Source organism: Acinetobacter sp. 1542444, assembly GCF_000581835.1.
Lineage (GTDB): Bacteria > Pseudomonadota > Gammaproteobacteria > Pseudomonadales > Moraxellaceae > Acinetobacter > Acinetobacter pittii.
Genome location: NZ_JEYA01000010.1, coordinates 1 through 26,180 on the forward strand (window position 1 = coordinate 1; position 26,180 = coordinate 26,180).

Consider the following 26,180-nt stretch of genomic DNA (forward strand, 5'->3'; position numbering starts at 1 on the left):
AATTATTTCGATTAATCAATCAGTAAAAATCCACACAAGTTGTTCTTCAATTCTCTTAATGATCTTCTTCCTGGTTCGTCACCAGCAAGCTAGGTCGGCTATATTACTCTTAATCTCTTAAAAGTCAACAGGTAATTTCGATATTTTTAAAACTTAATCTTAAAACCAACTTACCATCAAATTCATCACTTAAAGCAACCAACTCAATTCCAAGTAACTGTTTTTCAACAAGTTTCTATCTGCATCACCGCCGATGGATGTGCATTATAGACCATCTCATCCCCTTTGCAAGGGGTATTTCAGCCTTTTTCACTTGAGTGCCGTTTTTTTCTACTATTTTGCGAAAAAAGTGATATATATGGCTTTTTTTTAGGCATTTTCACTGCCTTTTATTAGTTTTATATTTAAGAATTTAGGATATTTTTAATTTCCTATGTCTTTATATACTTCCTTAAGTCCAAAGATTCCAAAGATTCCAAAGACGGACTAGAGCAAATACTCTATTTATTGATTAATACTTTCTATTCTTTACTTATTCTATTTTTCTACTTATTAAGTTAATTACAAATTGTTCCACGTGGAACGCTTAATTGATTTTGTGATCAGAAATAAAAAAAGCAGGATTACTCCTGCTTTTTACTCTATAACTTTATTTTATTATTCAGTGAAAATTACACGTGCAATTGCTTTTTTACCTGATTGAATAATAAAGCTTCCTTTTTCTTTTACAGAGAAGCTTGCATCAACGGCATTCCAGTCAACTTTTACCGCACCACGAGCAACCGCATCTTTTGCCGCAGCTGCATTTGGGTTTAGCCCCGCTACACGTAAAATCGTAGCAATAAAGATCTCTCCTCCAAACTCACCAAGTGAAATAGTCACTTCTGGTGTGTCTTCAGGTACTTCACCTTCTGTAATACGGTTACCAGCACTCTTATGGGCATTAGTTGCAGCCTCTACATCATGGAAGCGTTCAACTAGCTCAAGCGCAAGAATACGTTTTACTTCTTGCGGATTACGACCAGCAGCAATTTCATCTAATAGAGCTTTGATCTCATCAAGAGATTTGAAGCTTAATAAATCGAAATAGCGTTCAATTAAAGAGTCTGGCATTGATAAAACTTTTTGGTACATTGCCCCTGGTGTATCAAATACACCAATATAGTTACCTAAAGATTTAGACATTTTATTTACGCCATCTAGACCTTCTAGAATCGGCACGGTGATACACACTTGAGATTCTTGGCCATAACGGCTTTGTAAAGTACGACCCATAAGTAAGTTAAAGGTCTGGTCTGTACCGCCTAACTCAACGTCAGCTTCAAGCGCAATTGAGTCATAACCTTGAACTAAAGGATATAAAAACTCATGAATTGCAATCGGCTGATGATTGCTATAACGCTTAGTAAAGTCATCACGCTCTAACATACGTGATACGGTTTGCTGACTTGCTAATTGGATAAGGTCAGCAGCGGACTTTTGATTAAACCATTCTGAGTTAAAACGTACTTTTGTTTTATTCGGGTCTAATATCTTGAATACTTGTTCTTGATAAGTTTTAGCGTTGGCTTCTACTTGTTCACGTGACAACGGCGGACGAGTTGCACTTTTACCAGTTGGGTCACCAATCATCGCTGTATAGTCACCAATTAAGAAGGTAACTTCATGGCCCAAGTCTTGGAAAGTTTTTAGTTTATTAATAAGAACCGTATGTCCTAAATGTAAATCTGGTGCTGTAGGGTCAAAACCAGCTTTAATTTTAAGAGGACGATTCTCTTTGAGCTTTTTCAGTAAATCTTCTTCTGAAATAATTTCGTGCGTGCCTCGTTGGATGAGGGCAAGCTGTTCTTCGGCGGGCAAGAAATTTGACATCACAAAACCTAAACACATCAGTTATTCAATTTGTGCGATATACTAACATTTTTTCAGCGTCTTGCAGGGGAAGTTGCATATGAGCGCAATCTATATCGGCGTAATGACTGGCACTAGTATGGATGGTGTGGATATTGTAGCGGCTTCATTTGAGCCACTACAGCTTCATGCCACTCTTACAGTTCCATTCGAACCCGAGTTACGTGATGAGCTTATGGCATTAACTTTACCTGATGACAATGAAATTGACCGCATGGGTAAAGCTGATGTTGCTCTAGCCCAAATGATTGGTCATGGGATTAATACTCTGATTGAAAAGCATCAATTAGACCGTAGCCAAATTAAAGCAATTGGGTCGCATGGGCAAACCATTCGTCACCGTCCAGAACATGGCTTTACGCTACAAATTGGCGATCCCAACATCATTACTGAAATCACTCAGATTCCGGTTGTTTCAGATTTCCGTCGTAGAGATATGGCAGCAGGTGGTCAAGGCGCGCCATTAGTTCCGGCTTTCCATCAAGCATTATTTCAACATCCAAGTATTCATCGTGTAATTTTGAATTTGGGTGGTATAGCTAATGTGAGTATGCTGCCTGCCAATAACAGTGACGGCGTATTTGGTTTTGATACAGGTCCTGCAAATATTTTGATGGATGCTTGGTGCCATCGCCATACAGGTCATCCATATGATGAAAATGGTGACTGGGCAGCTTATGGTCATCCTATCCGCTCTTTACTCGACCGTCTCCATGCCCACGAGTATTTTTCTAAAGAACCGCCTAAGAGCACAGGACGTGAAGACTTTAATATTGACTGGTTAGATGATCAGTTAATCGATTGGCGAAATGATTTAACTTATGACGAGTTAGAAGATACACCTGAAAACATCCAAGCTACCCTATTAAAACTTACTGTGCGTGCCATTCAAAAAGCAATTTATCGCTCTGAGATGGAAACAGGTGAAGTGTATGTTTGTGGTGGTGGTGCTTATAACTCTTATTTACTAGAACAATTACGTTGGCGTCTTCGTAAGCACAATTGGTCTGTTCAACCTACCGATGTGTTAGGGCTTTCCCCTACTTGGGTCGAGGCTACAGCATTTGCATGGTTAGCAATGCGCTTTGTAGATGGTTTAAGTGGTAATTTGCCAGCAGTAACAGGTGCTTCGGATTTCAGAATCCTAGGTACGATCACGGCGGTATAAAGCTACCTGTGCAATTTAATTGGACAGATTAGACCTCATAGCACATTTACTGACCCGAAATGCTGTTATTAAATTGGACATAAAAATTCATGATAAATGCCAACAAAAATAAGTAAGGCATGTTGTTATGGATCTGACCAAACGTATTCATCAATACACACGTGGGACCTGGACATTCGATGTAATTGATTCAGGCCCTATAGATGGCCCTCTCGTGGTTTTATTGCATGGTTTTCCAGAAACTGCCCATAGTTGGGAGCAGACTTCGGAATTATTGCATGAGCATCAATTTAGAACACTTGCGATTCATCAACGTGGTTATAGTTTAAATGCTAGACCTCAAAGCCGATTTCAATATTCCTTGAGTGAACTTGTAGAAGACGTAGCAAGTTTAATTAAACAACTTGGCCAGCCAGTTTATTTAATGGGGCACGATTGGGGCTCGGCAATTGCCTCGGGCGTTGCTATGAAGTATCCACAATATATTCAACATCTCACTTTAGTTTCTGTGCCCCACCAAGCTGCATTTTTAAAAGCTTGTTTAAGCAGTAGACAACTTTTTAAATCTTATTATTTTGCAATTTTTCAGCTACCGATTTTGCCCGAACTTTTATTTAAAAAGATACCTAAATTGGGTCGTAAGTTTCTAAAGTCATCAGGAATGACTGAACAGCAAATTGCGATATTTGAGGCTGAGTTTATAAAGGAAAATAGATTAACCACGGCGTTGAATTGGTATCGTGGCTTTTTTTGGGACAAACCTCAAAATCCATTTAAAGCTATAGACGTCCCCACTCTTTTTATTTGGGGTAAACATGATATTGCCGTTACAGAAAAAAGTGCCGAGCTAAACTCACATTATTTTAAAAATAGTTATGAAGCAGTTTTTATGGATGCGTCGCACTGGATTCCATATCAGAATGCACCTGAACTCGTGCAATATTTTTTAGAATCTGTTCGTAAAAGATAATGATCTGATCAATAAAAAAACCTCTCAAAATAGAGAGGTTTTTTAAATTTTAAAATTCTGTTAAATCGAGAATGAAGAACCACAACCACATGTTGTTGTTGCATTCGGGTTTTGTACGATAAAACGCGAACCTTCAAGACCTTCTACATAGTCAACTACTGAACCAATGAGGTATTGGTAGCTAAGTGAGTCAACCAGCATTTTCACATCGCCATTTACGAATTCTGCATCATCTTCATTGACGCTTTCAGCAAAATTGAAGCCATATGAAAACCCTGAACACCCGCCTCCTGTCACATATACACGTAACATGAGATCGTCATTCCCTTCACTATCACGGAGTTGGCGTACCTTATTGGCAGCATTATCTGTCAAAACTAGAGCTTGGGCATTCATGATGATTGTTCCTCGGATTTTGCTGTGCCTTTCAAAATAAAAAAGACCCTATATTGAGTATAGCATAATCAATATAGGGTCTGTCTTCGAAGTTTAAAGCGAATCTTGAGTATTTTTATCAAGATTATTTGTAATTCTCGTCTTGTAAGCCACATTCGAAGTTTTTAGCATCTTGCTTACAACGGAATTGCCATAATAGTTTCATCATGCGTTTATCATATACACCACGTTGTGTAAGGTTAATTCGAGACTCACGCATGAGCTTTTGGTAGCCCGGTTTATCGGCTGCTGGGACATCCATCCAGTATTTTTGTGGAATATCAGCTTTCATTTTACCCAAGATGGTAAAAGCACGTGGTAACTGACCGGAAACCCATTCCCTAGATTTCTGGCCAAAACCAGCTGGGAACTTATCAGGACGGATAATAATATTTCCTGTGACCTGTAAGATTGGATAATTCACGATCGCACCTTTTGTGCCTAAACCTTTTTGTAGTTCCAAAGGTTTAAATGCTGCTGCTGGCGCACCAATAATATCAACTTGATGGTTATTAAATTTTGCACCGAAATTTGTTACGTCCGCACTCACAGCCTGTGCCCCGACCTGCTGAACCATAATTTTTTGTGCTTCATCATAGTCAAGAACAGCAATTTTCTTACCAGCGGCTTTCGCTACCGTATTGATGCTGCGATCATTTACTAAAAGGTAAGCATCACCAACCGGAATAACACCGACGACCTCATAGCGACCATTAACCATATATTTACTAAAAGTCGGACTCGCTAAACCTTGCATCACTTTTACAGCAAGCTTGAGGTCAGGAATCGCTCCAATTGCGTCTAATGAACCAGTAAATGAGTTAAATTGACGCCCGCGCATCCCTGACACGCTAATACCATCACATTTACCCGCTTTAAAATCTTCAGCAATCACGGCTTCATTCTGGTTTACTTTAAGCTCGATATCAGCTCCCCAGTTTTTAGCGGCAAGTTGATAATCCTTCATCAGCGCATAAACGTCGCCATTTTTTCCAACGAAGTCAAAAACACATACTGTTTGTTTAGCCTCGGCTGCAAAAGAAACTGTGGTAAGTCCCATCGCAAGTAATAGCGTTTTGGAAAATTGCATATTCTTTTTCCTTTCCTTGTGGAGTTTTTGTTTTTCGATACCAAGAAATTTCACACCGATCAGGTATGAATCGGATAGGCTTCATATAAAAATCATGTTGGAATATTTGTATAGACCGTATTTGCTTTTATGATTTTATTTCCCTGAAAAATAGATAGCGATTGATCTATCTATTAGCAATTATTTTAATCACTCAAGTCCTTGATCCATTTTTATACCTTCATGTTTCCTTATGAAGTTTTTATCTAAATTTAGCTTAACGTCTTTCTAGTTATCCACAATGGCAGAACTGACAGCTCATATAAAACAAAAAGCCTAGAACTCAGTCTAGGCTTTTTTAGAAAAATTAAGATTATTCACCAGGCATTGAACATTCAAAGTTAGCCTTGTCTACAGAACAACGTGCTTTTTTGAGTACAGACATCATTCCAGCATCGTAAACACCGCGTTTAGTTAAGTCCATACGGCCATCACGCAACATTTTTTGATACTTAAGTTTGTCTTCTGCACTTAAGTTCATTTTGTATTTGCCAGGAATTTGCGCTTCTAAACGGTTGATCATTGCAAAGCTCTTCGGTAACTGTTTAACAAACCAGTCACGAGATTTTTGACCAAAACCAGCTGGGAATTTATCAGAACGTAATACTAGATCTGCTGTAACGTGTAATACAGGGAAGTTCCACATTACACCGTTTGCGCCTAAACCTTTATTTAACTCTAATGGTTTGTAAGCATAAGCAGGTGCACCTACCATATCTACCTGACCATTGTTAAATTTAGCAGCAAAGTTTGAGATATCAGAAAGAACTGCTTGAGCACCTACACGTTGCACCATAATTTTTTGTGCATCGTCATAGCCAAGTACAGCGAATTTTTTACCCGCAGCTTTTTCAACAGAGTTGATGTTTTTGTCGCGTACGAAAATGAATGCTGAACCTAGCGGAGAAATACCAGCAACTTCGTATTTTTTACCACCCATATTCGTGGTCATTTTTGCTGCATTACGCGCATCTAATACATAAGTAATTGCACGTTGAGCGATTTGGTTGTTTGGAACACCACCGAGTGAGTCGATAGATCCTGCGAATTTGTTATATTGGCGTGCACGCATTGCTGTCATTGCTACAGCATCACATTTACCCGCTTTAAAATCATTATCGGCAACAGCCTCGTCCTGACGAGGAACTAAGTTAATTTCAGTACCCCAGCCTTTTGCAGCAAGAGCCCATTCTTCCATCATTTTATATGAGTCGCCTGCTTTTCCTAAGAGGTCGAATACACATACGGTACTCGCTGCTTGCGCTGAAGCAGAAAAACCAACAACAGAAGCGGCAGCCATAGCAAGTACGATTTTTTTCATTTTCTTCATCCTTCCACGGAACAGATTTTTTGTTTGAAGTTTCCTTTCAAACACAGATATTAATCATGTTTTTTAGAAAAAAATAGAGCTTTTACTCAAATATTTTTATCTCATTGAACCATTGTTTGTTGGTTTTAAATTATTTATTAAAAGGAAAAATCGCTAATTTTCCGTAAGTTATTTTTTATATTCATAATTTTCATACCCATATTCAGCTTTGAAATATATGTAGCGTTTTTGTGTTTAAAAAATAAACTACTCTCCATTAAGCGTACATTCAAAATTTGTCCGTTCAACTGTACAGCGGGCACGCTTTAGCACACTCATCATTGTTGCATCGTATACACCTTGTTTTGTTAAGCTGAGGCGACCTTCACGTAAAATTTTTTGATATTTAGTTTTGTCTTCTGCTGAAAAATTAATTTTAATTTTTGAGGGTACACCCATTTCTAGCCGCTTTATCATGGCAAAATTCTGAGGTAATTTTTGTATAAACCAAGCACGTGACTTTATACCAAAATCTGTGGGGAACTTATCACTTCGGGCAATTAAATCACCCGTAACGTTAACTACGGGGAAAGTAAACATTGCCCCTTTCACGCCGACCCCTTTACCAATCTCTAAAGGTTTATAAGCATAGGCTGGTGCCGCAATTGCATCGACTTGGCCACTATTAAACTTTTTCACAAAATCGGTAATTTCTGAAGGAATGGGCTGAGCGCCAACGCTTTCCACCATAATTTTTTGTGCTGCGTCATATTGCAAAATAGCAAACTTAGTCCCACGTACTTTTTCAATTGAGTTGAGGTTTTTATCTCTTACAAATAAATAAGCCAATCCAATCTGAACAATACCAACGACCTCGTAATTGGTTCCAGTTTGTGTAGTCACCATGCGATGTTTATTACGCTTATCTAAAACATAACTAATAGCTTTTTGGGCGATTGCATTACTGGTTACCCCTCCAATCGCATCAATTGAACCTGCAAATTTATTATAATTTCGCGCCCGCATGGAGGTCATATAAGCGGCGTCACATTTTCCTTCACGCAGTCTACGGTCAACTAAGCCTTCATCTTGAAATGGAATTAAAGTGATATCTGCTTGCCATTCTTTCGCTGCAAGCGCCCACTCTTCCATCATTTTATAGGATTCACCTGACTTTCCTAATAAATCAAACACACAGACACTTTGCCCAGCATGTACTGTCCCCACAGCACAGCAAAATACTGCACCAATTATCCCCAATCTTTTTTTCATTTGACTTTCCTTAGTCTAGTTTTATTAGTAGCTCATTAATCAACCAAATTTCAAACTGTTTTTATTTTAGCCATATTTTTTTAAAAGTATTCTATCTTGTTCAATATTTTGAAAATTTCGGATGAATAGCGAAATTTAGAATGTCTGGATATATCTAATTATTAATACCTGCTCACTAAAATCCGGAAAGTTTTGTTTTCATCGGCAGTTCTCTTTAAAATACAGCATCCCTAACTCACCTCGATACAATAAGATGATTCAATTTGACCAAGTTTCTTTACGCCGCGGTGGACGTGTTCTATTTCAAAAAGCGTCTATGCAATTACACCCAGGTTGGAAGATTGGTCTAACTGGTGTAAATGGCGCAGGTAAATCGACCTTATTTGCTGCATTACTTGGAAGTTTAGGTGCAGATGAAGGTTCACTTACTCGTCCGACAGGCTGGACCGTGGCGCATATGGCGCAAGAAGTAAAAGCCCTAGATATGCCTGCAATTGATTTTGTTCTTTCAGGTGATGAAGAGTTTTGGGATATACAAAATAAGCTTGCTCAACCAGATCAACTGACTGATTTTGAACTGGCTAAATTGCATGGCCGCTTTGATGAAATTCATGGTTATTCAGCGCCCTCTAAAGCTGCGCAGCTCATGGCAGGTCTTGGCTTTCTAGAAAATCAATTACGTTTGAACGTTGAGAGCTTCTCAGGTGGATGGCGTATGCGTTTAAATTTGGCGCGTACATTGATGAGTCGTTCTGATCTACTCTTACTGGATGAACCAACAAACCACTTAGATTTGGATGCAATTCTGTGGTTAGAAGATTGGCTTAAAGCCTATGAAGGTACACTCATTCTAATTTCGCATGACCGCGACTTTTTAGATGCGATTACAGATCATATTCTTCACATTGAAAATCAAGAACTCACACTTTACACCGGAAACTACTCTACATTTGAAACCACACGTAGTGAACGTCTTGCCCAGCAACAACAAGCTTTTGAAAAGCAGCAAGAAACACGTGCTCACTTACAAAAGTTTATTGATCGTTTTAAAGCAAAAGCGACTAAAGCTCGTCAGGCACAAAGTCGTATTAAACAACTTGAGCGCATGCAGCAACTTGCACCAGCCCATGTAGATACGCCGTTTACATTTAGTTTCCGTGAACCGACTAAAATGAGTTCACCGTTACTGACTTTAGACAATGCCAGCATTGGTTATAGTGATAAACAGATAGCCGAAAAAATCAGATTACAAATTACACCTAACTCACGTATTGGTTTACTGGGTATGAACGGCGCAGGCAAGTCAACATTGATTAAGAGCTTGGTTGGTGATTTACCACTCTTGGCAGGTGAACGTAAAGCTTCCGAGCTGCTTAATATCGGTTACTTTGCGCAGCACCAGATGGATGCTTTAGATGGTCATGCTAGCCCAATGTTACAGCTTGCCCGTATAGCAGATAAACAAATCAGTGAAGCCACTCTACGTTCGTTCTTAGGTAGTTTTGGCTTTAGCGGTGAACGCATGGATACACCATGTGAAAGCTTTTCTGGTGGAGAACGTGCTCGTTTAGCTCTAGCACTGATTGTATGGCAGCGTCCAAATGTTTTAATTCTCGATGAACCGACGAACCATTTAGATCTTGATATGCGTCATGCATTGAGCATGGCATTACAAGATTTTGAAGGTGCCGTTGTTCTGGTTTCCCATGAACGCCAACTTATTGCGAGTGTATGTGATGAGCTTCTTTTGGTACACGGAGGTAAATGTACTGAGTTCGAGGGTGATTTACAGGACTATGCTAAATGGCTACGTGAAGCACGTCAGCAACAAATCAATGCTCAGACTGCTGTAGCACAGAATGACTCATCCTCTGCCGCTCCAGCGCCGGCTAAAGTTGATAAAGAAGCACAGCGTAAAGAAGCAGCTCGCCGTCGTGAACAGACTCGACCTATTCGTAAAAATATTGAAAAGGTTGAATCACAAATTGAAAAGCTACAACCGCAGCTCGCCAAAATTGAAGAATCCTTAGCAGACACATCTTTATATGAGGCTGCACGCAAGGATGATCTACTCAAACTTATGAATGAGCAGACAGAGCTGAAAGCTAAACTTGAGCAACACGAAGAGCAGCTTTTGGAACTCATGATGGAATTAGAAGAAATGGAAGCTTCTTTTGATTAATCAATTTTCTAAAATAAAAAAGCCGATTTCTTAATCGGCTTTTTTATTCGTTAATAAGGCGTATAAAAAGCCCCTAATTCATTTAAATTGGTATTTATCGGTAAAGGCCAAACACTGCTTGATAAGCTGTCTGCAATATATAAATCGTATCCGCCTCGACTCCCTGTTTGTCCTGCAAGAGACACCACCATGTAACGCTGATCTAAAGGAGCTGGATCGGAAGTATCATAATTAATATTGTTAAATGACAAACGTGTGGTTTGTTTATTAGCCATATCATAAATATATATCTGGTCATGAGGATTTGTTGAACTGTACCAGCGTACATATAAGAACCGACTTCCTTGCCACCATACTGGATAATATGAAGCGATATTGGTCAGCTGTGTATCATAAGCACCCGATTGATCAATACTAAAAATTCTAGAATTATTTCCAGCACCTTTCGCATACAAAATTTGGGTGGTATTCACCATCGGATAAGGCATCGATTCTTCTATATCCCAACCATTTTGAGTCACAGAAGTCATCGTACGATCCGTCATTCTAATGATTTTTAGATCGCCATTTTGTTTAAAAATAATACGCTGGTTATCTATGAATTTAGGATCTTCATCGCGCTTATTATTTCCTTGAGTTAGGTTAATGGGTAACTCAATGCTTCCGACTTTCCAAACGTATACATCCCATGCATCACCATAATGCTCCCCAGAGTTAACTCCCATGAACGTCAACCATTTTCCATCTGGAGAAAAATGACCATTCATCATATGGTCAATTTTCCAATTTGCACCGAGTAATGTGGTCTGCTGTGTTGTGAAGTTATAAAGATAAAGCTTACTGTCCCATGCGTCATAATCACTGTAACGATGAAATACTAATTTTCCATAAAAGGCGGGGGCTATCGCAGCATGCAGTTGAAATAAGCAATTAAAAAATATGATTCCAATGCATAAGAGTTTTTGTGTTTTTTTCAAAATTATATTCTCTTGATATAAATGGAAACTACCATCTAAATGATAGTTTAAAAGTTCAGTTCTTATAAAAGAAAAGGCTTTGTCTTAAATTAAACAAAGCCTTTTCTTTAATCATCATAAAAAATTATCTAAATTTTTTATGATTTTCATTTCGTATTTTGACTAAATTGATTGCTTCAGCTTTGGCTTGATCTAATTGTCCTTGCTCAACTAAAACAGTTACTTTATCAATTTCAGCAACAAGCTGATCTAAACCAGCTTGATACTCTTTTACCTTTACATTTTCTGATGGTAATCCTTCGAGCCTATGCGGTAAATACTGCTTAGAAGAAACGGCTGCTTCACGCATTACAACAAGCTGTTGTTTCGCTTTATCAACATCCATCGTTTCAGCAAATGCTTTAGTACTCTTAGCTAAAGTTTTCATATTCGCTTCTAGGTCTGCCGCCGAAACAGCAGAACTTCCTAAAAACGCACATGAAATTAATAGGCTAGCTAATAATTTCTGACTCATCATTCTCTCCCTAGACTGATTTAGAATCATGTTATGAATTAAGCATCAATATCCGCATTTAAAGCATTCTCTTCGATGAATGCACGACGTGGTTCAACATCATCACCCATCAAGCAAGAGAACATACGATCTGCTTCAATCGCATCATCAATTGTCACCTGCAACATATTACGGTTTTCAGGATCCATTGTTGTTTCCCAAAGCTGCTCAGCATTCATCTCGCCAAGACCTTTATAGCGTTGAATCATCATACCGCGACGAGAATCTTGCAAGATATGTTGCCAAACTTGATGGAAGTTAGCTACTTGAATACGGCGGTCACCTTTTTGTAAATAAGCACCTTCTTCAAGTAAAGTGAACCAACTCTTCGAGTTTTTCAGTAAACGTGCATATTCAGCTGAATTCAATAAAGCTGCATCAAGCAAATACGCATGCGGCAAGTTATGTACATACACCGTAATACGTGGCCAATAATGCGCAGATTTTTCACCTTGAGCATTTTCACGTTCAAAGGCCTCTAGTGAGATTTCTGGACGTAAACTTGGCTGTAATCTGGTAATGATATCGCGCACCTGATCAGCCCATTGTTGTACATAAGCTTTATCATGGTTTTGATCACTCTTGAATGCTTCTACTTCAAGTAAAGCATCCAATAAGCTAGCTGGATAACGTAAAGTTAAGCGCTGTAAGCTCTTTTGTGAAACTTGATAGTCTTGAATCACCTTCGCAAGTGCTTCACCAGTAATTGCAGGTGCTTCAGCATTGGTATGCAAAGATAGCTCATCAATCGCATTTGAGATGAGATAAGTTTCTAACGCGTCATTATCTTTGATGTATTGTTCTTGTTTACCTTTCTTCAACTTATACAATGGTGGCTGAGCAATATAAATATGCCCACGCTCAACCAATTCCGGCATTTGACGGAAGAAGAATGTTAACAATAAGGTGCGGATATGCGAACCATCTACGTCGGCATCGGTCATGATAATGATTTTATGATAGCGAAGCTTATCAGGATTATATTCTTCACGCCCAATACCACAGCCAAGTGCAGTGATTAAAGTACCCACTTCCTGACTAGAAATCATTTTGTCAAAACGTGCACGTTCAACGTTCAGGATTTTACCTTTCAACGGTAAAATAGCCTGCATTTTACGATTACGACCTTGCTTAGCACTACCACCAGCAGAGTCACCCTCGACTAGATATAATTCAGAAAGTGCTGGGTCTTTTTCCTGACAATCTGCCAATTTACCTGGTAAACCTGCAATATCAAGTGCACTCTTACGACGTGTCATTTCACGCGCCTTACGTGCAGCATCACGTGCACGCGCAGCATCAATAATTTTACCAGCAATTGATTTTGCAGCTTGCGGGTTTTCAAGTAAGTAAGCAGAGAACTCTTTGTTCATTGCTTGCTCAACCGCTGGTTTTACTTCACTCGATACTAGTTTTTCTTTAGTTTGAGAAGAGAATTTCGGATCAGGTACTTTTACCGAAATAATCGCGGTTAAACCTTCTCGTGCATCATCGCCTGTCACATTGACTTTTTCTTTCTTGAGAATATTTTCATTTTCAAGATATTGGTTAAGACCACGGGTTAAAGCTGCACGGAAACCTGCTAAATGAGTACCGCCATCCTTTTGAGGAATATTGTTGGTAAAACAACGCACGTTTTCTTGATAACTTTCATTCCACTGTAATGCAACTTCTACACCAATACCGTTTTCTGTATCAGCAGTGAAATGGAAAATCTCGTTTAGATGAGTTTTACCTTCGTTAATGTATTTTACAAACTCAGATAAACCACCTTCGTAGTCATATACGTGCTCAAGGTTAATACGTTCATCACGTAAAACAATACGCACGCCCGCGTTTAAAAATGAAAGCTCTCTTAAACGACGCGCTAAAATTTCAACGTTAAAAATAGTTTGACTAAAAGTTAGTTCACTTGGCCAAAAACGTACAGTTGTACCACTGCTATCCGTTTCACCAATCACACGTAATGGATATTGCGGATCACCGTGGTGATACTCTTGTTCGTGCACTTGGCCAGCGCGATTAATAATTAAATGCAATTTACTTGAAAGCGCATTTACAACTGAAACGCCTACGCCATGCAAACCACCTGAAACTTTATAGCTGTTGTCGTCAAACTTACCGCCTGCGTGCAGGATCGTAAGAATTACTTCCGCTGCAGACACCCCTTCTTCAGGGTGGATATCTGTTGGAATACCACGGCCATTATCAGAAACACTTACCGATTCATCTTCGTGAATCGTGACAATAATTTCGTCACAATGCCCAGCTAAAGCTTCATCGATTGCGTTATCGACAACCTCGAATACCATATGGTGTAAACCGGTACCGTCGTCTGTATCCCCAATATACATACCCGGACGTTTACGAACTGCATCTAATCCACGTAATACTTTAATACTAGAGGAATCATAAGCCTTTTCATTGGTTTGTTCTGTTTGAGAGGCTGATTGAGACTCTGAACTCATGGTTTCTCCCTAGCAAATATAGGTTTATTCAAAGATGGGTAACATCAAAAAATTATGGTGAAGCAAGACTAACTTGACCGGATTCAACATTGAATAATTGATATGAAATAGACAGATCATGTAAGTGTTTTTTTACCGATGCATGATCTAAAGTTGTCATAAAAACCTGGCTACCAAGTTGGCTTAATCGTTCAATTAAACGTTGTTGTGCGGTTAAGTCTAATTCTGCTGTCAGATCATCTAATAATACCACAGTTTCCTTATTACTCGCATGTAACATTGCAATTTGTGACAGTTTTAAGGCAATAATCAAGAGTTTTTTCTGACCTCTTGATAAAACTACATCAGCATGTCCAAACGGGGTTTTTAAGCGCAAATCTGCACGATGTGGGCCATATTCGGTATAGCGTCGTTCGATGTCTTTTTGGTGTTGATTCAGCAAGTCTTGCATGAGTCCCTGCTCTGTATGAAAACCGGGACTATATTCCAGTTCAATCTCTAGATCAGGTAGCAATTGACTTAAATCATTTTGAAAAAAGACATTCCATTGTTCCACAATACTTAAACGCTGAGAGTGTAAAATTTCACCATAATTACTCAACATTTTATTCCACGGCTCTAAATCCGCTAGAGAAATATTCCTTCTGGTTTTAAGTAAAGTATTACGCTGCTTTAATGCACGAGAATAATATTGCCAAGCAAAATAAAACTCAGGTTCCACGTGGAACATCAGCCAATCTAAAAGCTGGCGCCGAGGTTTCGCCCCATGGTCAATAATATCTGTACTTTGTGGATCAATATGCTGCAAAGGAAGCAGTTTAGCGAGTTGTCCTTGTGTAGCCACTGTATCGCCATTGACCTTCATCAACTGCTCACCAGAGGCCAACTTTTGCATACCAATTTTTTCAGTTGCAGATTGCGCGAAAACAATCGCATCTTCAGCAGAGTATTGAATATAATTTTTAGGTATGTGGGTGCGGAACGACCGCCCTGTTGCAAGCAAATGGATTGCTTCCAGTATTGAAGTTTTTCCTGAACCGTTAGCGCCATAAAATACATTAAACGGTTGCAACCCTTGGAGTGCAACCGTTTTTAAATTACGCACACGTTCAATATTTAAACGCGTAAGATGCATATTAGATAGCCAGATTATACACGCATCGGCATAACGACATAGGTTTGATCAGGATGTGCCGGATCTTGAACCAATACAGATTGATTTGCCTCAGTCATGCTCATATTTACATCATCACCATCAAGCACACCTAAAACATCCAGCAAATATTGCGCATTAAATGACATCTCAAGCGGTATGTTTTGATACTGAATCGCTAAATCTTCAATCGCTTCGTCTTGTTCTGGGTTATTTGCACGCAGCTGTAATGAATCTTGATTAAAATTCAAGAAAACACCACGTAACTTCTCATTACTCAAAATCGCAACGCGTTGTAATGATTGTTTGAACACATCATGGCTAATTAATACATGTTTATCGCCACCACGTGGAATTACACGACGATAATCAGGGAATTTTCCATCAATCAACTTTGTAGTAAAGCGAACAGTGATATCGCCCTGCTCTTTGTCACGGCTTGGCGTATTAATTGTGACATTTAACAATTCACGACCAATCAGCAACGTTAATTGTTCATCTTCAATGCTAAGTAAACGCTGTAATTCACCAACAGCTTTACGAGGCACAATTGCTTGGACCAATTGAGATGATGTAGAAGAAGCAGTAATTTCACATAGTGCTAAACGGTGACCATCTGTTGTTACTGCACGCAATTGATTTTCATCAATTTCTAATAAAGTACCCGTTAAATAGAAACGTACATCTTGTACAGCCATAGCAAAAGCCGTTTTTTCAAATAAACGCTTTAACTCACGTTGAGTGACCTGTACTTGTGTACCTTGACTATTTTCAGTGGTCAATAATGGATAATCTTCTGCCGGTAAAGTACCTAATACAAAACGGCTATTACCAGATTTTAAAATACATCTTTGATCTTCAGTAATTTGTAAGTCAATCAATGCAGCTGTAGGCAATGATTTACAAATTTCCATCAACTTACGAGCAGGAACAGTTGTTTCACCTGCTTCAATGCATGCCCCTTCTGTTAAAACAGTACTGGCAACCAGCTCAACTTCCAAATCAGAACCGGTAATGGTGAGTGCCTGAGCATTAGTCTGAATTTTGACGTTTGAAAGAATATTCAATGTATGACGACGTTCTACCGCACCGACAACATGCGATAAAACATTGAGTAAGCTTTCTTTAGCGATTTTCAAACGCACGATTCATTCCTCTAGCAACTTGGAGCAAATATTTCATTTTTTAGCTGTGTACTATGCTGCACTTACGTAGACTTTGCAACAACGTCTTATCATTTCATTAACTCTGGAGTAGACGCAGTAAATTTTTATAATCTTCGTCAAAAATCGGATCTTCTTCACGTAGACTTACTACTTTTTCGCAAGCATGCATCACTGTACTGTGGTCACGTCCACCAAAAGCCATTCCAATTTCGGGAAAACTATCACCAGTTAACTCACGAGCAAGTCCCATTGCTAACTGACGTGGTCGCGCATAGATTCGAGTCCGCTTTGGTCCTACCAATTCTTTTAAAGGAATACGGAAATATTCACTCACCACACGTTGGATATTTTCTACACTAATTGTACGTGCACGGATTGCCAACACATCTTTTAAAGACTCGCGGACAACATCAAGATCAATTGGTGCACCTTTAAAACGAGAAATTGCGACGACTTTATTGAGTGCACCTTCAAGTTCACGTACGTTGGCAACTACTTGTTGTGCAATAAATAATGCACAATTTCGAGGTAAATCAACGCCGCTATTTTCGGCTTTTTTCAATAGAATTTCGATACGAGTTTCAATATCTGGCGGTTCAACGCCTACTGAAAGACCCCAAGAAAAGCGAGAAACCAAACGCGGGTCTAACTCGGTCAATTCTTTTGGATAACGATCTGAAGTTAAAATAATCTGTTTAGATTCATCAAGTAATGCATTGAATGTATAGAAGAATTCAACCAAACTTGCTTCTTTACCTGCTAAAAGATGAATATCATCGACCAACAATAAATCTAAAGAACGGCAATTTTTCTTAAATTCTTCAACTTTGCCTTTTTGCAAAGAACTTACAAAATCCTGAACAAAGCTCTCAGAGGTCATATACATCACCCGTGCATTAGGCTTGGCTTGCAATAAAGCATTACCAACTGCCTGCATCAAGTGAGTCTTACCCAATCCTGTCGGACCATATAAGAATAAAGGGTTATGCTGTGAAGCACCTAATTGTGTTAATACCTTTCTACATGTTTCAGCAGCCATCTGGTTCGAACGGCCTTCAACAAATAAAGAAAAAGTAAATTGGGGATTTAATAGTTTCTTTTTCGGTGTTTTTGGGGTCACTACACTATTAGTAGTAGGTGAACTGGAAATAGAATCTGGTTCTTTTTTTACTTTAATACTTTGTTGGGGCGCAGTTTGCAAAGCAGCAGTTGTAGTTGCTGGCTGCTCACCTGATGACAAAATACTACCAGGACGAGAATCAACTAAAATCTCAACCTGACGTACTCGCCCTTCTGATAACTGTTCGGCCAATATAGAAATTAATTCTAGATGGTTCTCTTGAATGTAACGCGTCCAATAAGGATTAGGTGCATAAAGACGCAGTGTCCCTTCTACTTCTTCAGCAACTAATGGGCGAATCCACATCGCAAAGACGTTATCAGAGAGCTCTTGTCGCAAGCGAGTTAAGCAGTCTGTCCAAAGCATGTGTATCCCCTATTTCTGCGTTTTTAAATTCAAATAATCTAAAGATTAACCCTTCCTGATGAGAAGGGGTCGCCATTCTAACCAAGTTATCCACATCTGTCATGACGATTTCAGTTGATTTTGTCTAAAAAGAAATCTCTTGTGAATAAATTTAAATTCAAAATGGCTTGTGTATAACTTTTTGCACAAGCTGTGGATAAATTAACACATAAACTTATCCACAATCCATAAATATAGTAAAAACAGAGTTATCAACAACTCAAATATATGTTTTTTAAATTTAAAAGTGCGAAATCCACAGGAAAAGTTATCCCTAATAAGAATAAATTTAAATTTCTAAATTTGAATTTATTTAATAGGGTGGAGATCTTTTGTGGATAACTGCAAAATATGAATTTAAATTCAAATACAGCAAATCCAAACCAAGATGGTATCTTGTTTTGTTGATAAATATGTATATAAGGTGTGTATATATTAAAAGTTCTAATAAAAATAGACAATTACTTTGTGTATAACTTTTAAAGCTATATATTGCACTGAATTATGACCGTGATAAAAAGAAGAGAAGAGATTAAAAATTTGGGTTAAATACAAAACTTTCTTGGTTTTTCATTGACAGCGTAAACATTGCGCAATAAAATCGCGGACCTTTATAGAAAGATCATTTTTGGGAGTTTCAATATGAAACGTACTTTCCAACCATCTGAATTAAAGCGTAAACGCGTTCATGGTTTCCGTGCTCGTATGGCAACTAAAGCTGGTCGTCAAGTATTAGCTCGTCGTCGTGCAAAAGGTCGTCATAGCTTAACTGTTTAATACTGTTACGCTGACCAGACTTGGGTGTGATGACACTTTACAGTTTTAGCACAGACGTGCGAATACGCTGTGCTGCAGATTATAAAAGTGTATTTGATGGTGCGCTTTTTAAAGTGCATCAACCCCATTTTTTATTTCTTGCAAAATTAACCGAACAGCCTAAAAGCCGTTTGGGTATTGTTGTTGCTAAGAAAAAAGTGCGCCGAGCGCATGAAAGAAATCGAATAAAACGTCTTGCTCGTGAGAGCTTTCGTCTACATCAGCCGAATTTTGGATCAGACATAGATGTTGTGGTGATGCCGAAAGTTGGTATAGAAACGATTACGAATGCTGAGCTATATCAACAATTAGACTTTGCTTGGCAAAAATTACAGCGCTTAGCAAAAAAACATTCTAAAGTTGGCACAACCTCGCAGAATTAAGAGATAGCCAATGGTCCGTTTTCTACGTTGGTTGATTCGACTGTATCAAATTGCGATTAGTCCGCTTCTTGGACCCCGTTGTCGTTATATCCCGACTTGTTCCCAATATGCGATAGAAGCATTGCAAACTCATGGTGCGATAAAAGGCGTTTGGTTATCTTCTAAACGGATATGTCGTTGTCATCCGTGGGGAGGATCTGGATATGATCCGGTACCGCCAAAAGCAATTCGTTTTATTTCGTTTCATCAAATAGATTCTCAAACGCATCATGTTGCTGTACCCTTTCGTGATCGTTTACTGAAGCAAAATCTCTCTAACCATTTGGGGTAATAGATATGCAACAATGGGCCAGGTTTGCAATTCTCGGGGCCATGTTTGTCACCGCATATTTGCTCATTTTGGCTTGGCAAAAAGATTATGGAAATGCTGCAACTGCTCCGCAACAACAAGCGGCAGCTGTAAGTTCGCATGAAGTATCTGCTGATTTGCCAAATGCTAAAAATGCAACAGTGGCTTCCGATGTGCCACAAGCAAATATTGCGCAGTCACAAACCACAGATGCAACTGCACCTGTGAATCAACAGCTTATTTCAGTACAAACTGACCTTTACCATATTTGGATTAATCCAAAAGGTGGTGATATTGTTCGTATTGAATTACTCTCACACGACAAAAGCAAAGACAGCGATCAACCTTTTGTTATGCTTGAAAATGATGCCAAGCGTACATATGTTGCTCAATCTGGCTTAATTGGTTTGAATGGACCAGATAGTAGTCGTGGTGGTCGTCCATTATATGCTGTTGAAAAGACATCATATACTTTGGCTGATGCTAAAGGTGTACAGGACCAAAAGGGTCAATCTGAAAAAGTTTTAAACGTTCCGATGGTATTTAAAACACCTGAAGGCGTTGAAATTATTAAAACTTTTACCTTTACTCAAGGTCAATATCCAATTGTTGTAAAACATCAAGTCATTAACCGTAGCCAACAAAGCTGGCAAGGTCAGATGTTTGGACAATTAAAGCGCGATAATTCTGAAGATCCAGGTAAATCTTCTCAAGGTATTTTCACTCTAGGAACTTTCTTAGGTGGAGCTTGGGGAACGCCTGATGCACATTACAACAAGCTTAAATTTGCTAATTTCTCAGAAGAAAAAGTAAATACTGAAGCGAAAGGTGGATGGGTTGCGATTGTTCAGCATTATTTTGTAAGTGCTTGGATTCCTGGAAACCTTAAGCTGACTCAAGCGAATGGTCAGCCTTATGTAGCTAAGCTTGAATCTCGTCAATCTGCTGATCACATGAATATCATTGGTTTTACCTCACCAGTGATTAATGTTCCGGCAGGCACTTCAATGGAAGTGGATGCAAAACTTTATTCAGGTCCGAAAGTACAATCTGAATTAAAAGATTTAGCTGTTGGTTTAAATCAGACTGTTGATTATGGTTGGTTATGGCCGATTGCTAAACTCTTGTTCTTAGGTCTTCAATTCTTCCATAGCATTGTGGGCAACTGGGGATGGTCAATCATCTTGCTTACCATTATGGTGAAGATGATCTTGTGGCCTTTATCTTCAAAAAGTTATCGTTCTATGGCAAAAATGCGTGTGATTGCACCAGAAATGCAACGCATGAAAGAAGAGTTCGGTGAAGACCGTATGCGCTTCTCGCAAGAAATGATGGCTTTATACAAGCGTGAACAAGTAAATCCACTTTCAGGTTGTTTACCATTGTTGCTACAAATGCCAATTTTCCTTGCTTTGTACTGGGTACTCATGGAAAGTGTGGAATTACGTCACGCACCATGGTTAGGTTGGATTCAAGACTTGTCAGCAATGGATCCTTGGTTCATCTTGCCGTTAATCATGGGTGCTACCATGTTTGCACAGCAAATGTTGAACCCTCAACCCGCTGATCCAATGCAGGCAAAAGTGTTCCGCATTATGCCGATTATGTTCACGGTATTTATGTTGTTCTTCCCTGCCGGTCTCGTACTGTACTGGATTGTGAACAACAGTATTACTATTTTACAGCAGTCGTTTATTAATAAGAGCGTTGAGAAAAGTCGTATCAATAAGACCGAATCAGCTTCTTAATCGTTGAACTTTTGCTGAATAAATCCGCTTAAGATGGTAATCTTAGGCGGATTTTTCTTTGGCTGGATTTTAGGTTTTTAGGTGAATAATATGCAAAGTCAAACCACGATTGCCGCAATTGCAACGCCACCTGGGCGTGGTGGTGTGGGCGTGATTCGCCTATCTGGACCTAAGGCTTATGAAATTGCTCAAAACCTGACACAAAAAAACTTGCCAGAAGCGCGTATGGCGGGTTTCCGTAAATTTTATGATGCTGATGGCAGTATTATGGATGAAGGGATTGTTCTATGCTTTCCCAATCCTCACTCGTTTACAGGTGAAGATGTTGTAGAGCTACAAGGTCACGGCGGTCCAGTCATCCAAAATGCCTTGCTTGGGCGTCTATTTGAGCTTGGTGCAATTGCTGCAAAAGCCGGCGAATTTTCCATGCGTGCTTTTGAAAATGGCAAGATGGACTTGGTACAAGCGGAAGCGATTGCTGACTTGATTGATGCGACTTCGCAAGCTGCGGCACGCTCTGCGGTTCGCTCTTTACAAGGCGCATTTTCAACAAAAATTAATACCGTTTTAGAAAAACTGATTCATTTACGCTTGCATGTTGAAGCAGCAATTGATTTTCCTGAAGAAGAAATCGATTTCTTGGCAGATGGCAAAATTTTAGCTTTACTTGAAGATGTTCAGCAGTCGGTACATGCCGTTCAAACCTCTGCACGACAAGGGCAATTATTACGTGAAGGTCTACAAGTCGTTATTGCGGGTAAACCAAATGCGGGTAAGTCGAGCTTGTTAAATGCACTTGCTGGTGTTGAGCGTGCAATTGTGACCGATATTGCTGGTACTACTCGTGATGTTTTACATGAAAAAATTAGTTTAAATGGTCTACCAATCACCTTAACAGATACTGCGGGTCTTCGTGAAACAGGTGACATCGTTGAAAAAGAAGGGATTCGTCGTGCAATCAAAGAAATTGAACAAGCTGATTTGTTATTGCTGGTTTATGATTTAAACCAAGGTGATGACCCATTAAAACTCGCTCAAGAGTATTTTGCGGAACATATTGAACCGCGTCGTTTAATGTTAATTGGTAATAAATGCGATTTAACTGGACAATTAGCTGAAATAAGCGATTTTCAAGGTTTCCGTCATATAACCGTTTCTGCAAAACAAGAGATGGGCGTACAAGGCCTCGTAGACGCGATTACAGCGCATGCAGGCTTCCACCCTGAGGAAGACACCTTTATTGCAAGAACACGTCATTTAGACGCAATGAAGCGCACGCAGCTCTATCTTTCAGAAGCACGTGAGCAACTTGTTGTGTTTAACGCAGGTGAACTGGTTGCTGAGTCATTACGTCTTGCCCAAAATGCTTTAGGTGAAATTACCGGTGACTTTAGTGCCGATGACCTATTAGGCAAGATTTTTGGTTCATTCTGTATTGGAAAATAATTACAAAATTCTGAATGATGCACATCGCTGTGTCATTCAGTTACCTTGTTAACCGTATCTTTTTAGAACCTTTAAAAACTCATCTAGCTCATTTTGATCAACTTGTGCGTCTTTGAGCACGTGATGATGTAAATGTTGTTCCATTAATTCACTCATCAAACCGTTTATTGCCCCTTTAATTGCAGCAACTTGTTGTAGTATTTCTATACATGAAATATCTGGCTGTTCAACAGCATGCTCAATGCTGTTGATTTGTCCTTTTAGTCGTTTTACACGATTAACTATTTTTTTATCCTGACCAATGTGACTCATCTATGTTCTCTTGTATAATTCAATATACTGGTAGGGAGTATATTGGGTTTAAATATTATGCAGGATCATAGTGTATCACGTCATCATCAACATCAGTTTGATGAAGGAAATCCACTTGCACAAAAACGTATTTTGATTGCAACAATTTTAACGGCATCAATGATGGTGTTAGAAATATTCGGTGGATGGTTTTTCAATTCAATGGCACTTTTGGCTGATGGTTGGCATATGAGTTCCCATATGTTGGCTCTCGGTTTAGCGTATTTTGCCTATCGCGCGGCTCGTCATTATTCCAAAGATCGTCGGTTTAGTTTCGGAACTTGGAAAATCGAGATTTTAGCGGGTTATAGCAGTGCAATTTTGTTGATGGTTGTCGCCATTTTTATGGCGTTTCAGTCGATACAACGTTTATTTAATCCAGTTGAAATTTTTTATAATGAAGCGATTCCGATTGCAATTTTAGGTTTGGTCATTAACTTGATTTGTGCATGGTTACTTCACGATGATGGGCACCATCACCATCACCATCACCATCACCATCACCATCACCATCACCATCACGAACATGATCATGGGCATCATCATGATTTAAACCAAAAAGCTGCATTTTTACATGTGGTTGCAGATGCAGTAACTTCTGTTTTTGCAATTATTGCGCTTTTCGCAGGTAAGTATTTCGGATGGGATTTTTTAGATGCACTTTTAGGAATTTTAGGTGCTATTTTGGTTGCAAAATGGTCTCTGGGATTAATGAAAGAGACAGGAAAAACCCTTTTAGACGCAGAAATGGATCATCCGGTAGTTGAAGAGATTCGTGAAGTCATTGCTGAGTTTCCTAAATATATTGAAATTACGGATATTCATGTCTGGAAAGTCGCGAAAGGTAAGTTTTCTTGTATTTTGGCACTCGAAACTGATGATATTTCTTTAACCGCAGATCAGATTCGTCATGCTTTGTCCATTCATGATGAAATCGTGCATATATCTGTAGAAATTAATACTCTAAAACCTATTTATGTTCCACGTGAAACATTGGCATAAATGAGTGGAAGTTTGGTTATAACTCGGTAATCAGTTCTGTTTTAAAAAGCTGAACTGATTAAAATGATCTCCTCTCCTACCTATGAGTCAGTTTTATGCTTAAAAAATTAGGAATATTGGCGTTATTTAGCCTAACTACAAGTGTGAGTTTCGCTAATGTAGATACTGTTAGGGAAAATATTAAAAAACAATATCCTAATTTGAAAATTAGCAATATTCAGAAAACTGAAATGCCCGGGCTATATAGCGCTAATCTTGATCAGCAAATCATTTATGTTGGTGAAGATGGGCAACATATGTTTGTAGGCTCTATGATTCGGTTAAAAGACCAAAAGAACTTAACCAAAGATCTAGTTTTAGGACAGAACTCAATTGATTGGAAACAACTGCCTTTAAAAGATGCGATTAAAACAGTCAAAGGTAATGGCCAGCATGTTTTAGCAGTATTTTCTGATCCAAATTGTCCTTATTGTAAGCAGCTTGAACCTGAACTCGATAAGCTTAAAGATGTGACTATTTATACGTTCATCTATCCTTTAAAACCTCAGTCTATTGTGGTTTCTAGACAAGTTTGGTGTGCACCAAATCAATCTTACTCATGGAAAAAACTGATTCAGCAAGGTGTTAAACCAACAGTTACGAGCTGTGCAAACCCAATTGACCGTAATTTGGAATTAGGAAAAAAACTCGGCTTTAACGGCACCCCTACCCTAATTTTTGCGAATGGTTTCAAACTGGTTGGCGCACGCTCTGCTGAAGAAATTCAGGCCGTATGGAAAGAGTTAGGTCTTTAAAATAAATTAAAAAAAGCACCATAAGGTGCTTTTTTTATAAATGAATTAAAGTTTAGCTTTTTCGTGCAATCAAGTTGTAGATAAAAAGAATAACGATGGCACCAATCACGGATGCGATAAAGCCTGCAGCTGAGTTTTCGCCGTAAAGTCCAAGTAAACGACCACCATAAGTAGCTAGAAGTGAACCTGCAATACCAATCAAGGTCGTTACGATGAAACCTGCTTTATCATCCCCAGGATGCAAAGCACGAGCGATTAAGCCAGCAAAGAAACCAACTACAATAGCAACAATAAGTGACCACATATTTGTTCTCCAGTTGTTTTTTTGATGAAGTTAATGATTTTGCTTCATATTCTATCGTGCGGTAGAGCTGTCTATTTTGTCTGTAGCAGATTGCGACTTTTTGTGTCTTTTTTGTTCAAAGCTAAGGCTTTATATAAAAAAATAGCACCTTGCGGTGCTATTTCTCTGAAATTTATAAACCAATTTCACCAATAAATGGCAAGTGGCGATATTTTTGATCGTAGTCTAAGCCGTAACCCACAATGAATCTGTCTTCAACTTCAAAACCTAAAAATTTCACTTCAAGATCAATTTCACGGCGAGATGGTTTACTCACTAATGTGCAGAGTTGAATTGAATTTGGCTCGCGAGTTTGCAACATTTCAACGACTTTGCTTAAGGTATTGCCTGAGTCGATAATGTCTTCAACAACCAATACATCTTTACCGCGAATTTCACCGTCAAGATCTTTTAAGATTTTGACATCTCGACTTGAAGTCGTACCGCCGCCGTAGCTAGACACTGTCATGAAGTCGAGTTCATGCGGTTTAGTAATTGTACGGCACAAGTCTGCCATGAAAATAACAGAACCACGAAGTAGTCCAATAAGAACTAATTCTTTATCACTATTTGCATAGTGAGCGTTAATTTGCTCGCCGAGCTCTTTGACTTTTGCTTGAATTTCTTCGGTTGAAATCATGATGCTCATTGCAACAGTCATGGCAGATTCCTACAAGATATAAAAGAAAAAATAAAAAAGGTGTTGACCTGCAACACCTCGAAAATCTGA

24 protein-coding genes are annotated in these 26,180 nt (G+C 38.9%); 10 read left to right on the forward strand and 14 right to left on the reverse strand.

From position 1 onward, the window contains the following. Nucleotides 1-657: 657 nt before the first annotated feature. Nucleotides 658-1,890 carry a tyrosine--tRNA ligase gene (tyrS, locus tag J580_RS22105; protein ID WP_081403762.1) on the reverse strand — a complete coding sequence of 411 codons (1,233 nt, stop codon included), beginning with the start codon at nucleotides 1,888-1,890 and terminating at the stop codon, nucleotides 658-660. Between the two features lie 61 nt (nucleotides 1,891-1,951). On the opposite strand from tyrS, the gene J580_RS22110 reads away from it, so the two are divergent. Both J580_RS22110 and J580_RS22115 read left to right on the forward strand, forming a co-directional pair. Next, nucleotides 1,952-3,079, forward strand: coding sequence for an anhydro-N-acetylmuramic acid kinase (locus tag J580_RS22110; RefSeq protein WP_017386211.1), 1,128 nt, complete (start codon nucleotides 1,952-1,954; stop codon nucleotides 3,077-3,079). A 127-nt stretch (nucleotides 3,080-3,206) separates the two neighbouring features. Continuing rightward, nucleotides 3,207-4,049: an alpha/beta fold hydrolase gene (locus tag J580_RS22115; protein WP_032005961.1), complete on the forward strand. Its 843-nt coding sequence runs from the start codon at nucleotides 3,207-3,209 to the stop codon at nucleotides 4,047-4,049. 60 nt (nucleotides 4,050-4,109) lie between these two features. Here the strand turns inward: J580_RS22115 and erpA are convergent, their stop codons facing one another. The 4 genes from erpA to J580_RS22135 all read right to left on the reverse strand — a co-directional run bounded on the left by erpA (nucleotide 4,110) and on the right by J580_RS22135 (nucleotide 8,194). Beyond that, nucleotides 4,110-4,445, reverse strand: a complete 336-nt coding sequence (gene erpA / locus J580_RS22120; protein WP_002115421.1) for an iron-sulfur cluster insertion protein ErpA — start codon at nucleotides 4,443-4,445, stop codon at nucleotides 4,110-4,112. A 124-nt stretch (nucleotides 4,446-4,569) separates the two neighbouring features. Continuing rightward, nucleotides 4,570-5,574: a putative solute-binding protein gene (locus tag J580_RS22125; RefSeq protein ID WP_005804873.1), complete on the reverse strand. Its 1,005-nt coding sequence runs from the start codon at nucleotides 5,572-5,574 to the stop codon at nucleotides 4,570-4,572. A gap of 352 nt (nucleotides 5,575-5,926) precedes the next feature. Continuing rightward, the gene (locus J580_RS23595) at nucleotides 5,927-6,934 is read right to left on the reverse strand and encodes a putative solute-binding protein (RefSeq protein ID WP_002115480.1); all 1,008 of its coding nucleotides are present in this window, start codon (nucleotides 6,932-6,934) and stop codon (nucleotides 5,927-5,929) included. A gap of 255 nt (nucleotides 6,935-7,189) precedes the next feature. After that, a complete protein-coding gene (locus tag J580_RS22135; RefSeq protein WP_005804874.1) occupies nucleotides 7,190-8,194 on the reverse strand; it encodes a putative solute-binding protein in 1,005 nt (334 codons plus the stop codon). Nucleotides 8,195-8,447: 253 nt separating this feature from the next. On the opposite strand from J580_RS22135, the gene J580_RS22140 reads away from it, so the two are divergent. Next, nucleotides 8,448-10,376 (forward strand): ATP-binding cassette domain-containing protein, encoded by a 1,929-nt coding sequence (locus J580_RS22140; protein ID WP_032005962.1) that lies wholly within the window; start codon nucleotides 8,448-8,450, stop codon nucleotides 10,374-10,376. A gap of 50 nt (nucleotides 10,377-10,426) precedes the next feature. On the opposite strand, the gene J580_RS0104515 is transcribed toward J580_RS22140, so the two are convergent. The 6 genes from J580_RS0104515 to dnaA all read right to left on the reverse strand — a co-directional run bounded on the left by J580_RS0104515 (nucleotide 10,427) and on the right by dnaA (nucleotide 18,179). Next, nucleotides 10,427-11,353: a TolB family protein gene (locus tag J580_RS0104515; RefSeq protein ID WP_032005963.1), complete on the reverse strand. Its 927-nt coding sequence runs from the start codon at nucleotides 11,351-11,353 to the stop codon at nucleotides 10,427-10,429. Nucleotides 11,354-11,477: 124 nt separating this feature from the next. After that, complete coding sequence (gene cybC / locus J580_RS22145; RefSeq protein WP_032005964.1) at nucleotides 11,478-11,870, reverse strand: cytochrome b562; 393 nt, start codon at nucleotides 11,868-11,870, stop codon at nucleotides 11,478-11,480. Nucleotides 11,871-11,905: 35 nt separating this feature from the next. Continuing rightward, the gene (gene gyrB, locus J580_RS22150) at nucleotides 11,906-14,374 is read right to left on the reverse strand and encodes a DNA topoisomerase (ATP-hydrolyzing) subunit B (protein WP_032005966.1); all 2,469 of its coding nucleotides are present in this window, start codon (nucleotides 14,372-14,374) and stop codon (nucleotides 11,906-11,908) included. A gap of 52 nt (nucleotides 14,375-14,426) precedes the next feature. Continuing rightward, entirely contained in the window at nucleotides 14,427-15,509 is a 1,083-nt protein-coding gene (gene recF, locus J580_RS22155; RefSeq protein ID WP_032005968.1) for a DNA replication/repair protein RecF, read from the reverse strand. A 14-nt stretch (nucleotides 15,510-15,523) separates the two neighbouring features. Further along, entirely contained in the window at nucleotides 15,524-16,672 is a 1,149-nt protein-coding gene (gene dnaN, locus J580_RS23880) for a DNA polymerase III subunit beta (RefSeq protein WP_002115478.1), read from the reverse strand. 97 nt (nucleotides 16,673-16,769) lie between these two features. Continuing rightward, complete coding sequence (dnaA, locus tag J580_RS22165; protein WP_032005970.1) at nucleotides 16,770-18,179, reverse strand: chromosomal replication initiator protein DnaA; 1,410 nt, start codon at nucleotides 18,177-18,179, stop codon at nucleotides 16,770-16,772. Nucleotides 18,180-18,860: 681 nt separating this feature from the next. Between dnaA and rpmH the strand changes: the two genes are divergently transcribed. The 5 genes from rpmH to mnmE all read left to right on the forward strand — a co-directional run bounded on the left by rpmH (nucleotide 18,861) and on the right by mnmE (nucleotide 22,960). After that, a complete protein-coding gene (gene rpmH, locus J580_RS22170; RefSeq protein WP_000831329.1) occupies nucleotides 18,861-18,995 on the forward strand; it encodes a 50S ribosomal protein L34 in 135 nt (44 codons plus the stop codon). 29 nt (nucleotides 18,996-19,024) lie between these two features. Then, nucleotides 19,025-19,417, forward strand: coding sequence for a ribonuclease P protein component (gene rnpA, locus J580_RS0104520; protein WP_005063921.1), 393 nt, complete (start codon nucleotides 19,025-19,027; stop codon nucleotides 19,415-19,417). A 10-nt stretch (nucleotides 19,418-19,427) separates the two neighbouring features. Continuing rightward, a complete protein-coding gene (gene yidD / locus J580_RS0104525; protein WP_003656027.1) occupies nucleotides 19,428-19,748 on the forward strand; it encodes a membrane protein insertion efficiency factor YidD in 321 nt (106 codons plus the stop codon). Between the two features lie 5 nt (nucleotides 19,749-19,753). Continuing rightward, nucleotides 19,754-21,514: a membrane protein insertase YidC gene (gene yidC / locus J580_RS22175; RefSeq protein WP_002115440.1), complete on the forward strand. Its 1,761-nt coding sequence runs from the start codon at nucleotides 19,754-19,756 to the stop codon at nucleotides 21,512-21,514. Between the two features lie 90 nt (nucleotides 21,515-21,604). Then, the gene (mnmE, locus tag J580_RS22180; RefSeq protein WP_009392881.1) at nucleotides 21,605-22,960 is read left to right on the forward strand and encodes a tRNA uridine-5-carboxymethylaminomethyl(34) synthesis GTPase MnmE; all 1,356 of its coding nucleotides are present in this window, start codon (nucleotides 21,605-21,607) and stop codon (nucleotides 22,958-22,960) included. A 48-nt stretch (nucleotides 22,961-23,008) separates the two neighbouring features. Here mnmE and J580_RS22185 read toward each other — a convergent pair whose 3' ends face one another. Further along, complete coding sequence (locus J580_RS22185) at nucleotides 23,009-23,272, reverse strand: metal/formaldehyde-sensitive transcriptional repressor (protein ID WP_009392876.1); 264 nt, start codon at nucleotides 23,270-23,272, stop codon at nucleotides 23,009-23,011. A 42-nt stretch (nucleotides 23,273-23,314) separates the two neighbouring features. Here J580_RS22185 and dmeF point away from each other — a divergent pair, with 42 nt between their 5' ends. Then, nucleotides 23,315-24,313: a CDF family Co(II)/Ni(II) efflux transporter DmeF gene (dmeF, locus tag J580_RS22190; protein ID WP_081403763.1), complete on the forward strand. Its 999-nt coding sequence runs from the start codon at nucleotides 23,315-23,317 to the stop codon at nucleotides 24,311-24,313. Between the two features lie 95 nt (nucleotides 24,314-24,408). Beyond that, nucleotides 24,409-25,107 carry a DsbC family protein gene (locus J580_RS22195; protein WP_005804888.1) on the forward strand — a complete coding sequence of 233 codons (699 nt, stop codon included), beginning with the start codon at nucleotides 24,409-24,411 and terminating at the stop codon, nucleotides 25,105-25,107. Between the two features lie 52 nt (nucleotides 25,108-25,159). On the opposite strand, the gene J580_RS22200 is transcribed toward J580_RS22195, so the two are convergent. Then, on the reverse strand, nucleotides 25,160-25,411 hold the full coding sequence (locus tag J580_RS22200) for a GlsB/YeaQ/YmgE family stress response membrane protein (protein ID WP_002115476.1): 252 nt from the start codon (nucleotides 25,409-25,411) through the stop codon (nucleotides 25,160-25,162). Between the two features lie 172 nt (nucleotides 25,412-25,583). After that, nucleotides 25,584-26,111, reverse strand: a complete 528-nt coding sequence (gene hpt / locus J580_RS22205) for a hypoxanthine phosphoribosyltransferase (protein ID WP_002115408.1) — start codon at nucleotides 26,109-26,111, stop codon at nucleotides 25,584-25,586. Nucleotides 26,112-26,180 lie beyond the last annotated feature (69 nt).

Excerpts from the sequence above, each read along its gene's own strand:
- tyrS (WP_081403762.1), bottom strand. The coding sequence starts at position 1,890 with ATGTGTTTAGGTTTTGTGATGTCAAATTTCTTGCCCGCCGAAGAACAG.
- J580_RS22110 (WP_017386211.1), top strand. The coding sequence starts at position 1,952 with ATGAGCGCAATCTATATCGGCGTAATGACTGGCACTAGTATGGATGGT.
- J580_RS22115 (WP_032005961.1), top strand. The coding sequence starts at position 3,207 with ATGGATCTGACCAAACGTATTCATCAATACACACGTGGGACCTGGACA.
- erpA (WP_002115421.1), bottom strand. The coding sequence starts at position 4,445 with ATGAATGCCCAAGCTCTAGTTTTGACAGATAATGCTGCCAATAAGGTA.
- J580_RS22125 (WP_005804873.1), bottom strand. The coding sequence starts at position 5,574 with ATGCAATTTTCCAAAACGCTATTACTTGCGATGGGACTTACCACAGTT.
- J580_RS23595 (WP_002115480.1), bottom strand. The coding sequence starts at position 6,934 with ATGAAAAAAATCGTACTTGCTATGGCTGCCGCTTCTGTTGTTGGTTTT.
- J580_RS22135 (WP_005804874.1), bottom strand. The coding sequence starts at position 8,194 with ATGAAAAAAAGATTGGGGATAATTGGTGCAGTATTTTGCTGTGCTGTG.
- J580_RS22140 (WP_032005962.1), top strand. The coding sequence starts at position 8,448 with ATGATTCAATTTGACCAAGTTTCTTTACGCCGCGGTGGACGTGTTCTA.
- cybC (WP_032005964.1), bottom strand. The coding sequence starts at position 11,870 with ATGATGAGTCAGAAATTATTAGCTAGCCTATTAATTTCATGTGCGTTT.
- gyrB (WP_032005966.1), bottom strand. The coding sequence starts at position 14,374 with ATGAGTTCAGAGTCTCAATCAGCCTCTCAAACAGAACAAACCAATGAA.
- recF (WP_032005968.1), bottom strand. The coding sequence starts at position 15,509 with ATGCATCTTACGCGTTTAAATATTGAACGTGTGCGTAATTTAAAAACG.
- dnaA (WP_032005970.1), bottom strand. The coding sequence starts at position 18,179 with ATGCTTTGGACAGACTGCTTAACTCGCTTGCGACAAGAGCTCTCTGAT.
- rpmH (WP_000831329.1), top strand. The coding sequence starts at position 18,861 with ATGAAACGTACTTTCCAACCATCTGAATTAAAGCGTAAACGCGTTCAT.
- rnpA (WP_005063921.1), top strand. The coding sequence starts at position 19,025 with ATGACACTTTACAGTTTTAGCACAGACGTGCGAATACGCTGTGCTGCA.
- yidD (WP_003656027.1), top strand. The coding sequence starts at position 19,428 with ATGGTCCGTTTTCTACGTTGGTTGATTCGACTGTATCAAATTGCGATT.
- yidC (WP_002115440.1), top strand. The coding sequence starts at position 19,754 with ATGCAACAATGGGCCAGGTTTGCAATTCTCGGGGCCATGTTTGTCACC.
- mnmE (WP_009392881.1), top strand. The coding sequence starts at position 21,605 with ATGCAAAGTCAAACCACGATTGCCGCAATTGCAACGCCACCTGGGCGT.
- J580_RS22185 (WP_009392876.1), bottom strand. The coding sequence starts at position 23,272 with ATGAGTCACATTGGTCAGGATAAAAAAATAGTTAATCGTGTAAAACGA.
- J580_RS22195 (WP_005804888.1), top strand. The coding sequence starts at position 24,409 with ATGCTTAAAAAATTAGGAATATTGGCGTTATTTAGCCTAACTACAAGT.
- J580_RS22200 (WP_002115476.1), bottom strand. The coding sequence starts at position 25,411 with ATGTGGTCACTTATTGTTGCTATTGTAGTTGGTTTCTTTGCTGGCTTA.
- hpt (WP_002115408.1), bottom strand. The coding sequence starts at position 26,111 with ATGACTGTTGCAATGAGCATCATGATTTCAACCGAAGAAATTCAAGCA.